General features: G+C 68.9%; 13 protein-coding genes. 3 read left to right on the top strand and 10 right to left on the bottom strand.

Going from position 1 to position 9,811, the window contains the following annotated elements; translation table 11 throughout:
* From JHD63_RS20205 to flgB, 9 genes are all read right to left on the bottom strand, one after another.
* The coding region (locus tag JHD63_RS20205; RefSeq protein ID WP_370590593.1) for a rod-binding protein at nucleotides 1-399 on the bottom strand (399 nt) is incomplete at its 3' end.
* A gap of 18 nt (nucleotides 400-417) precedes the next feature.
* Nucleotides 418-1,572 carry a flagellar basal body P-ring protein FlgI gene (locus tag JHD63_RS20200; RefSeq protein ID WP_198972601.1) on the bottom strand — a complete coding sequence of 385 codons (1,155 nt, stop codon included), beginning with the start codon at nucleotides 1,570-1,572 and terminating at the stop codon, nucleotides 418-420.
* A gap of 19 nt (nucleotides 1,573-1,591) precedes the next feature.
* Nucleotides 1,592-2,275, bottom strand: coding sequence for a flagellar basal body L-ring protein FlgH (locus JHD63_RS20195; protein ID WP_198972600.1), 684 nt, complete (start codon nucleotides 2,273-2,275; stop codon nucleotides 1,592-1,594).
* Entirely contained in the window at nucleotides 2,275-3,057 is a 783-nt protein-coding gene (gene flgG / locus JHD63_RS20190; protein WP_198972599.1) for a flagellar basal-body rod protein FlgG, read from the bottom strand. The genes JHD63_RS20195 and flgG overlap by 1 nt, the downstream gene beginning before the upstream one ends.
* Nucleotides 3,058-3,082: 25 nt before the next feature.
* Complete coding sequence (locus tag JHD63_RS20185; protein WP_198972598.1) at nucleotides 3,083-3,820, bottom strand: flagellar basal body rod protein FlgF; 738 nt, start codon at nucleotides 3,818-3,820, stop codon at nucleotides 3,083-3,085.
* Nucleotides 3,821-3,869: 49 nt separating this feature from the next.
* The gene (gene flgE / locus JHD63_RS20180) at nucleotides 3,870-5,066 is read right to left on the bottom strand and encodes a flagellar hook protein FlgE (protein WP_198972597.1); all 1,197 of its coding nucleotides are present in this window, start codon (nucleotides 5,064-5,066) and stop codon (nucleotides 3,870-3,872) included.
* A gap of 44 nt (nucleotides 5,067-5,110) precedes the next feature.
* Nucleotides 5,111-5,800, bottom strand: a complete 690-nt coding sequence (locus JHD63_RS20175) for a flagellar hook assembly protein FlgD (RefSeq protein WP_198972596.1) — start codon at nucleotides 5,798-5,800, stop codon at nucleotides 5,111-5,113.
* 34 nt (nucleotides 5,801-5,834) lie between these two features.
* Nucleotides 5,835-6,239, bottom strand: a complete 405-nt coding sequence (flgC, locus tag JHD63_RS20170) for a flagellar basal body rod protein FlgC (protein WP_198972595.1) — start codon at nucleotides 6,237-6,239, stop codon at nucleotides 5,835-5,837.
* 25 nt (nucleotides 6,240-6,264) lie between these two features.
* Entirely contained in the window at nucleotides 6,265-6,726 is a 462-nt protein-coding gene (gene flgB, locus JHD63_RS20165; protein ID WP_198972594.1) for a flagellar basal body rod protein FlgB, read from the bottom strand.
* 186 nt (nucleotides 6,727-6,912) lie between these two features.
* Here flgB and flgA point away from each other — a divergent pair, with 186 nt between their 5' ends.
* From flgA to JHD63_RS20150, 3 genes are all read left to right on the top strand, one after another.
* On the top strand, nucleotides 6,913-7,788 hold the full coding sequence (flgA, locus tag JHD63_RS20160) for a flagellar basal body P-ring formation chaperone FlgA (protein ID WP_198972593.1): 876 nt from the start codon (nucleotides 6,913-6,915) through the stop codon (nucleotides 7,786-7,788).
* Between the two features lie 154 nt (nucleotides 7,789-7,942).
* Nucleotides 7,943-8,272 carry a flagellar biosynthesis anti-sigma factor FlgM gene (flgM, locus tag JHD63_RS20155; RefSeq protein WP_198972592.1) on the top strand — a complete coding sequence of 110 codons (330 nt, stop codon included), beginning with the start codon at nucleotides 7,943-7,945 and terminating at the stop codon, nucleotides 8,270-8,272.
* Between the two features lie 21 nt (nucleotides 8,273-8,293).
* Complete coding sequence (locus JHD63_RS20150; RefSeq protein WP_198972591.1) at nucleotides 8,294-8,683, top strand: hypothetical protein; 390 nt, start codon at nucleotides 8,294-8,296, stop codon at nucleotides 8,681-8,683.
* Between the two features lie 248 nt (nucleotides 8,684-8,931).
* Here the strand turns inward: JHD63_RS20150 and JHD63_RS20145 are convergent, their stop codons facing one another.
* Nucleotides 8,932-9,645 (bottom strand): RNA polymerase sigma factor FliA, encoded by a 714-nt coding sequence (locus tag JHD63_RS20145; RefSeq protein WP_198972590.1) that lies wholly within the window; start codon nucleotides 9,643-9,645, stop codon nucleotides 8,932-8,934.
* Between the last annotated feature and the right edge of the window lie 166 nt (nucleotides 9,646-9,811).

Genomic DNA, 9,811 nt, shown 5'->3' with positions numbered 1-9,811 from the left:
GCCGTAGCGGCCCAGCGACAGGGTGGAGGGGACGCTGAATTCCATCTTCGCGGCCTCGCCCTCGCCCTCGGCGCCAGTGGTCTGGCGCGAGAGCTGGCGCGCGATCAGCTCCGACAGCCCGCCGGGCTGGCCCGACATCTTCACCGCGAACTGCTGGTCGAGCATGTCGGTGCCCAGGTCCGAGCCCGCGTTGTCGGTCAGGCCCGACTTCATCGTCGCCTCGCGCATGCTCTTGAGCAGCTCGCGCATGAACAGCGACTCCAGTTGCTTGGCGGTTTCCTTGATGGCGGCCGGGCTGTCCTGGCCCGCCTGCAGCTTGAGCGCATTGAGGCTGCGGGCATCCGCGGCCAGCGCGTTGCTGGACGACAGCAGGCTGCTGGGGGATGCGGCGGAGGAGATCGTCATCGCCGGGCTCCGTCAGATCACTTCCAGCTCGGCATTGAGCGCGCCCGCGGCCTTGATCGCCTGCAGGATGGCAAGCAGGTCCTGCGGCGTGGCGCCCAGCGAATTGAGCGCGCGCACCACGTCGGCCAGTTGCGGTGCCGGCGGCAGGGTCAGCAGCGTGCCGGGCTCCTGCCGGATCTGGATGTCGGTCTTCTGCGTTAGGACCGTCTGGCCCTGCGAGAACGCGCCAGGCTGGCTGATGACCGGGGTCGAGCTGATGGTGATGGCCAGGTTGCCGTGTGCGATGGCGCAGGGCCCCAGGGTGACCGCCTGGTTCAGCACCACCGAGCCGGTGCGCGCATTGACCACCACCCTGGCGGCGGGTGCGGACAGCTCCAGCGGCATCTCCTCCAGCTCGGCGAGGAAGTTCACGCGCAGATTCGCGTCCTGCGGCGCCTGCACCTGCACCGTGCGGCCGTCCAGGGCCCGGGCCGTGCCCGGACCGATGCGGGTGTTGATCACCTGCGCCACGCGGCGCGCGGTCTGGAAGTCGGTGGAGTCCAGGTCCAGGTTGATGCTCGCACCTTCCAGCAGCGGCGTGGGGATGGTGCGCTCGATCTGCGCCCCGCCCGGGATGCGGCCGGCGCTCAGGTGGTTGATCTGCACCTTGCTGCCGCCGGCGGCGGCACCGGCGCCGGCGATCACCACGTTGCCCTGGGCGAGCGCATAGACCTCGCCGTCCACGCCGCGCAGCGGCGTGATCACCAGCGTGCCGCCCTTGAGCGACTTGGCGTTGCCCACCGAGGAGACGTTGATGTCGATGGTCTGGCCCGGCTGGGCGAAGGCCGGCATCTCGGCGGTCACCATCACGGCGGCCACGTTCTTCAACTGCAGTTGCGACAACGAGGCGGTGGGCAGCGTGATGCCGAGCTGCTGCAGGTAGTTGTTCAGGCTCTGCGTGGTGATCGGCATCTGCGTGGTCTGGTCGCCGGTGCCGTCCAGCCCCACCACCAGGCCGTAGCCGGTGAGCTTGTTGCTGCGCGCGCCCGCGACGCTGGCCACTTCCTTGATGCGCAGCGCCTGCGCCGGCAGGCAGGCGGCCAGGGCTCCGAGTATCAGCAGCGCCGCAGCGGCGTTGCGCGCCAGCCGGGCGAAGATGGGAGCGGGGAGGGAATGCAGGGCAGCCATGCGCACATTCTGCGGAGGATCAGAACGGGCTAACGTTGAAAAAGAAGCGGGAAAGCCAGCCTACTGTCTGCGCTTCGTTCTGCGCGCCGCGGCCGCGCGACTCCACCCGCACGTTCGCCACCAGGGTCGAGGGTATGGCGTTGCCCGGCAGGATGGCGCGCGGGTCCACCGTGCCGGTGAAGCGCAGCACGTCCACGTTCTGCTGCACGCCGATCTGCTTCTCGCCGGCGACCAGCAGGTGGCCGTTGGGCAGGACCTCCACCACCGTGGTGGTGATGGTGCCGGTGAAGGTGTTGGCGCTGGCGGTGCCGCCCTTGCCTTCGAACGCGTTCGCGGTGGCCGCACCGATGTTGGTCTTGCCCGCCAGCGAATCCGCGCCGAAGAAGGGCAGGGCGGTGATGCCGGCCTTGGCGCTGCTGGTGCGGTCCACGGTGGACGAGGAGGTCTGGCTGGCCGTGACGTTCTCCGCGATCAGAATGGTCAGGCTGTCGCCCACCAGCCGGGCGCGCCGGTCCTCGAAGGCCGGACGGTAGCGGCTGGCGTGGAACAGGCCGCCGGTGACCGGCGGCGCGGGCGGGATCGCGTAGCTGATCGGCGGCACCGAGGTGGTGGCCATGTCGACCTTGGGGGCCATGGTCTCGCAGCCCGCCAGTAGCAGGCATGCGGCCAGCAGCGGCAGCGCGGTGCGGCGGGCGGCGTCCATCACAGTTGCCCCAGCTTCTGCAGCATCTGGTCGGAGGTCTGCACCGCCTTGGAGTTCATCTCGTAGGCGCGCTGGGTCTGGATCATGGTGACCAGTTCCTGCACCACGTTGACGTTGGAGGTCTCCACGTAGCCCTGCATCAGCGAGCCCAGCCCGTTCAGGCCGGCCGTACCCTGCTGCGGCTGGCCCGACGCGGCGGTCTCGCCATAGAGGTTCTGGCCGCGCGGCTCCAGGCCGGCCGGATTGACGAAGTTGGCCAGGGCGATGGTGCCCACCTGCTGCGGCGCGGCGTTGCCCTGCGTGACCACGCTGACCGTGCCGTCGGCGCTGATCGTGACGCTCTTGGCGCCGGATGGAATGGTCACGCCGCTGGCCACCGGCAGTCCGCTGGAGTTGACCAGTTGTCCCTGGGCGTTGACCTGAAACGAGCCGTCGCGGGTATAGCCCAGCGTGCCGTCCGGCATGGTCACCTGGAAGAAGCCGTTGCCCTTGATCGCCACGTCCAGCGTATTGCCCGACTGCTGCAGGCTGCCCTGCGCGAAGGAGCGCGAGGTGGCCACGGTGCGCACGCCCAGGCCGAGTTGCAGGCCGGTGGGCAGTTGCGACTGCTCGGTGCTGTTGGCGCCGACCTGGCGCAGGTTCTGGTACATCAGGTCTTCGAACACCGCCGTGGCGCGCTTGAAGCCGTTGGTGGAGACGTTGGCCAGGTTGTTGGAGATCACGTCCAGCTGGGTTTGCTGGGCTTCCATGCCGGTCTTGGAGATCCAGAGCGAATTGATCATGGCGGTCTTTCGTAAGTGTGGCTTCTCAGCCCTGGCCGAGCAGTTTGCTGGCGCTCTTGTCGTTGGTCTCGGCGGTCTGCATCAGCTTCATCTGCGACTCGAACTGGCGCGCCGCGGCGATCATGCCGACCATGGACTCGACGGCGTTGACGTTGGAACTCTCGATCGCGCCGGTCTGCAGCCTGGCCTGTGCGTCCTGCGGCAGCGGCTCGCCCGCGCGGGTGCGGAACAGGCCATCGGTGCCGCGTTGCAGCGGATCGTCGGGAGTGGGCGTGGCGAGCTTGACCCGGCCCAGCGCGTTGGGCGGCTGTCCGTCGATCTTGGCGGTGACGCTGCCGTCCAGGCCGAGCGTGATCTGCGCCCCCGGCGGCACGTCGATCGGCGCGCCGCCGTCCGACAGCACGGTCAGCCCCACGCTGTTGACCAGCGTGCCCTGGGCGTTGACCTCCAGCGCGCCGTTCTTCGTATAGGCCTCGGTACCGTCCAGGCCCTGCACCGCGAACCAGGCGTTGCCCTGGGCCATGGCGTCCAGGTTGCGCCCGGTGCGCTGCACCGCCCCGGGCCGGTCGTCGTAGCCGGAGGTGGCCTCCAGCGAGAACACCCGGCTGCTCGCGCCGCTGCCGTTGAGCGGCACCGCGCGGAACTGCGACAGCTCGGCCCGAAAGCCATTGGTCGAGGCATTGGCCAGGTTGTTGGCCAGCACCGTCTGCCGCGCCGCGGCAGCACTGGCGCCGGTCATCGAGGTGTAGATCAAGCGGTCCATGAACAGCCTTCACAAGACGGATGCGGCCCGCGCGCGGCCTGGCGGGATGTCATCTGAGGTTGACCAGGGTCGACATGACCTGGTCCTGCGTCTTGATGGTCTGCGCGTTGGCCTGGTAGGCGCGCTGCGCCGTCATCATGTTGACCAGTTCGGCGGTCAGGTCGACCGTGGATTCCTCCAGCGCCTTGGACTGCAACTGGCCGAAATTTCCGGCGCCCGGCGTGCTGACGATCGGGTCGCCCGAGGCCGAGGTCTGCTTCCAGTAGCTGCCCGAGGAGGGCTCCAGACCCTGCACGTTGCGGAAGTTGGCCAGCGTCAACTGGCCCACGGTCTGCGTCTGGCCGTTCGAGTAGCGCGTGGTCAGCTTGCCGTCGGCCGCGATGCTCATGCCGGTCAACTGTCCGGGCGCATAGCCGTCCTGCGTGACGTTGGAGACCGCGAAGGCCGAGCCGTTCTGGGTCAGGCCGCTGATGTCGAAGTCGACGTTGACCGGGTCGCTGGTGGCGCCCGGGGCCTTCAGGCCGCTGAGCGTGAGCGTGGTCGGGGTTTTGATCTTGCCGCTGGTGTCGAAGGTCAGCGCGGTCGGCGTGTCGCTGGCGTCGGGCGTGGTGTAGACGTTCCAGGCGTTGGCGGCCGTCTTCACGAAGTACAGGTTCACCGGGATGGCATTGCCCTGCTTGTCGTAGACGTTGAGCGAGGTGCCGTACTTGGTGGTCGGCGTCGGCGGCGTCTGGTCCGCGGCGATGCCCGCGCGCGTGTCCAGGTTGAGCTCCAGCGAGCCCTTGGTGGTGGCCTTGCCGTCCACGCCCTTGCCAGTGGGCACCTGCAGCGTGCCCTTGGTCACCGCGCCGGTGACCGGGTCGATGATGTTGCCCTGCAGCTTGGAGCCGTCGTTGGTGACGATGTTGCCGTCGTCGTCGAGCTTGAAGTTGCCGGCGCGGGTGTAGGCGGTCTCGCCGCTGGGCTGGGTCACGACGAAGAAGCCGCTGCCGTTGATCGCCACGTCCAGGCTGTTGCCGGTGGAGCTGATGTTGCCCTGGTTGAACTGCTGCGACACCGCGCCGACGGTCACGCCGATGCCGGAGGACACGCCGCCGGAGGTGCCGATGTTGCCGGCGTACAGCTCCGAGAACTCCGCGCGCGAAGCCTTCATGCCGGTGGTGTTGGCATTGGCGATGTTGTGGCCGATGACGTCGAGGTTGCGGCTGGAGGCGTTGAGGCCCGAAAGCCCTTGCTGGAATGACATGGTCGGTTCTCCTGGTGAACGATTGCCGTGGAAAAAGAGGGGGCTCAGCTGATCGACTTGACGCCGCTGTAGGGCACCTTGGCGCCGTTGTTGAGCGTGAGCGTGAGCGCGCCTTGGCTGTCGGAGCCGACCGAGGTCACCAGGCCCTTGGTCAGGGGAGTGCTGGTCACGGCGGCGCCCTTGTTGGTGGCCTCGATGCTGAACATCAGCGCCTCGTCGCCGCTGTAGGAGGAGGAGTCCCAGCTGAAGTCGTGCGCGCCCGCGGCCATGGTGCCCAGGTTGATGCTGCCCAGCGATTTGCCGCTGGCGGTGCTGATGCTGACCACCACGCTGGAGGCCTGGCCGTCGAGCTCGAAGGCGCCGGTGCCGAGCTTGGTCTTCGGGTCCACCGCCAGCGTGTTGCCTTCGCCCTCCACCGTGCGGCCGACCAGCATGCCGGCCTGCATGCCGATGGTGGCGGCCAACTGCGTCGCCAGGCCGGACACCGTGGTGTTGAGCTGCTGGATGCCGGTGACCGTGTTGATCTGCGCGATCTGCGTGGTCATCTGGGCGTTGTCCATCGGGTTCATCGGGTCCTGGTTGGTGAGCTGCGCCACCAGCAGCTTGAGGAATCGGTCCTGCGTGGCGCCCATGTCCGTGCTGTTGGTGCTGCCGGTGCCGGTGCCGCTGGTGGTGGGCGTATAGGTGTACTTGTTGCCGGAGTTGGCGGCATCGCTGACGGTGGAGGTGCTCATGGGAGGTTCCGGTGGTGTGGAAGGGGCGCGAGGCTCACTGGCCTATCTGCAGGGTCTTGAGCAGCAGCGACTTGGCGGTGTTCATCACCTCGATGTTGTTCTGGTAGGCGCGCGAGGCCGAGATCATGTTGACCATCTCCTCGACCGCATTGACGTTGGAGTGGGTGACGTAACCCTGCTCGTCGGCCGCCGGGTTGGCCGGGTCCAGCACGCGCCGGCCGGGCGCGTCGTTCTCGGTGATGGCCTTGACCTTGACGCCCGCGGATCCCTCGCTGCCCATGGGCAACGTCTGGAACACCACCTCGCGCGCCTTGTAGGCCTTGCCATCGGGGCCGGCGACCGCGTCCACGTTGGCCAGGTTGCTGGCGACCACGTTGAGCCGCTGCGACTGCGCGCTGACCGCGCTGCCGGACACATTGAAGATGGAAAACATCGACATGGGAAACCTCCTGCCGTGGCGCTGCCTACTGGCCCTGGATGGCCGCGAGCATGGTCTTGGCCGAACCGTTGATGAAGCGCAGCGTGGCCTCGTAGCGTACCGAGTTGTCGGCGAAAGCGGCGCGCTCGCGGTCCATGTCCACGCTGTTGCCGTCCATGCTGGGCTGGCTCGGCACCGTGTAGTCCAGGCGCGGCCCGTCGCCCGCGAGCGAGAGGGTCAGCGGAATGTGGCCCGGCTCGGTGCGGCCGCCGGACGCCGCCGCGCTGGCCGACTCGGGCGCCGCCAGACGCAGCCGGCCGGCGCCGGCGACGCCGCCCGCCGACATGCCGGTGGCATCGCGCAGCGCATCGCCGAAACGGAAGTCGCGCCCGGCGTAGCCCGGCGTATCGGCATTGGCGATGTTGCTGGCAATGGTGCGCTGACGCTCGGCGCGCAGCACCAGGGCCTTGCCTTGGAAGTCCACTGCCTGTGTCAGTTTGTCGAACATGGTTGCCACCTCGGTTGGGAAAGGGCAGGTCCGCCGCGAGGGGCAGTTCTGCACGTGGCTGCGATTATGGAAACCGTCGCGCGTCCACGAAGCCCCGAAGAAAGGGGTGAAGCCGCCGCACTTCGGGCCATCCGCGCCGTGGCGGCTTCCTATAGTCGGTTTCCGGTCACTGCGGGAGTTTCCGCCATGCGCACCCCCTTCTTTTCTTCCTTCTCCGTCCTGGCTGCGGTTCTGCTGGCAGCGGCCCCGTGCGCCCGCGCGGCCGACCCGGCCGCGTCGCCTTCGATCGCCCGCTGGCAGGCGCAGCAGGCCGCCCAGCTGGCGGCGCTGCTGCCTGCCGCTCCCACGGCGCCGGCACCCGAGGTCGCCCTGGCAGCCCCGGCGGCGCCCCCCGTGGGAGAGGCGCCGACCGGCTCCGGGCAGGAACTGGCCTCGGCCAGCAAGCAGTTCCTGGACGAGGCCGTGGCCCAGCTGCCGCAGCAGATGGCCGGCACCAGCCTGCCGCTGCGCATGGAGGTGAGCCTGGGGGCGCTGGACAGCCGCCTGCGCCTGGCGCCCTGCGCGCGCGTGGAACCCTACCTGCCGCCGGGCATGCGCCTGTGGGGCAAGACGCGCCTGGGCCTGCGCTGTCTCGAGGGTTCGGTGCGCTGGAACGTCTTCCTGCCGGTCACGGTCAAGGCCTTCGGCCCGGCCTGGGTGGTGCAGGGGCCGGTGGCGCCCGGCACCACGCTGTCGGCCGCCGACGCGGTCCAGGGCGAGGTCGACTGGGCCGAGGACCCGTCCCCGGTGATCGCCGACCCGGCGCAGTGGATCGGCACCACCGTCACCCGCAACCTGGCGCCCGGGCAGGCCTTGCGCCAGTCCATGGTGCGCGCGCCCCAGGCCTTTGGCGCCGGCACGCAGGTGCGCGTGGTGGCCCAGGGGCCGGGTTTCGCGGTCACCTCCAGCGCCCAGGCCATGGCGCCGGGCTTCATCGGCCAGCCGGTGCGCATCCGCATGGACAACGGCCGCATCATGTCGGGCACCGTGGTGGACGAGCAGACGGTGCAGATCATGCTCTGAGGCACACTCCGCCACCACGCATGGCAGGCGCGGACAAAAAGGAGCACCATGGCCCTAGGGCGTGCCATCCTGCATTTCGCCCTAAAGTTCTCCGGAATTGCGCCGAAACATTCCCCATGATGCCTCGCGTCCTGGGAGGCTCAGGAGAAAAGCCATGAAGATCAACCACTTACCGTCCGCCGATCCGCCCAAGCCGTCCGGCGCCCGCAGCGCAGCGCCTGCGGCGGCCAGTCCGGCGGCTGCCGCGGCCGCGCCTGCGGCGACCGTGACGGTCTCCAGCCTGGCGCGCGCGATGGAGTCCACGGCCATCGCGGGCTCGAGCGCGGCGACTCCTGACTTCAACGCCGAGAAGGTCGCCCAGGTGCGTGCGGCCATCGCCGACGGCTCCTACAAGGTCAACGCCGGCGCCATCGCCGACAGGCTGCTCGCCAACGCCCAGCAACTGCTGCGGCGCAACGGCGACGACGCCGGCGCTGAGTCCTGACCCTTTTCCCAGGAACACCCCATGCACGCCTCCCGCCCCATGCTCCCGCCAGGACAGACCGCCGCCTCGCCCGAGGCCGCCGTTGCGCAGGGACTGGCGCGGGTCGAGACCCAACTGGACGCCGTCGGCCAGGCGCTGATCGCCGGCGACGGCCCGGCCCTGCAGGCCGCCAGCGGCGCGCTGCGCGAGGCCTCCACCGACTTCTCCCACTGCCTGGCCGCCCCTGGCGCCCACCAGGCGCTGGCCGCCGACCCCAGCCTGAAGGCGCGTGTGCGCCGGGCCGGCACGGCCCTGGGCCAGCACCGCACCCAGCTCGCCCGCCGCGCCGCCGTGGTGGACCGCAGCCTGGAGGCGCTGATGCCCGGCGTGCCCAAGCCTGTGACCTACGGGGCCAGCCTGTTCACGGGCTGAGCATTGGCCCGGCGACACCGGTCCTGCGGTGTTCTTGGCGACACAGAGCCTTGCCCATCCTGTGGATGGGCAACAATCAAAAATGATAGCTAGAAGCCCAGGTGCAACCTGGGCTACAGCCGCTTTTTTATCAAAATAGGCCTGCCCGCGTAGCGCAGTACACCGCGGATCTGGCGCCACCCGTGCGCAGGTGTTGCCCCCGGAAAAGGGGGGGAGGCGAAGACGCGAGGCGCGTAGCCTGGGGCGATCTAGTGCCTATGCATCCGCGCCCGCAGCCGCGCGATGGACTGGCTGTGCAACTGGCACACGCGCGATTCGGTGATGCCCAGGACGGCGGCGATTTCCTTGAGGTTCATGTCGTCGTCGTAGTACATGCTCATGATGAACTTCTCGCGCTCGGGCAGGGCCTCGATGGCGGCGATCAGGCCTTCGCGCAGGCGCCGGTCGCGCAACTGGTTCATCGGGTCGGCCTCGGCGTCGCCCACGTGGCGGTCGAGGAAGCTGTCCTGGTCTTCGCCGGCGGTCATGTCTTCCAGGTAGACCAGCTGGGTGCCGCGCACCTTGGCCAGCAGGCTCTGGTAGTCGGGCAGGCTCATGTCCAGTTCCGCCGCGATCTCGGATTCGAGCGGGCTGCGGCCCAGGCGCTGTTCCAGGCGCTGCACCGCGTGCTCGATGTCCTTCTGGCTCTTGCGCGAGCCGCGGCTCATCCAGTCGCCTTCGCGCAGTTCGTCGATCATGGCGCCGCGGATGCGCTGCGTGGCGAAGGTCTCGAACTGCACGCCCTGGCTCACCTGGTAGCGTGACAGCGCCTCTGCCAGGCCCATCATGCCGACCTGGATCAGGTCGTCGATTTCGACGTTGGGCGGCAGCTTGGCGATCATGTGGTGCGCCAGCCGACGTACCAGGGGCACATACTGGCGAATCATCGCTTCGCGATCGAGTTGGCCTTTGGCGGTGTACATCAGTGGCTCTGGTCGGAACGGTCGAATACGTAGTTTGCACCCATTGGCGCCAGCGTGGCAGCTCCTTCGAGCAGCCGCAGCGCCAGCCGGTGCACTTCGGCGGGCACGGTCGCGCCGTCGGCGGTGGTGGCGCGCACGCGCAGCACCTCGATGCGGCAGCCCAGCC

Source organism: Xylophilus sp. ASV27, from assembly GCF_016428875.1.
Lineage (GTDB): Bacteria > Pseudomonadota > Gammaproteobacteria > Burkholderiales > Burkholderiaceae_C > Xylophilus.
This window is presented reverse-complemented; position numbering and strand designations above follow the sequence as displayed.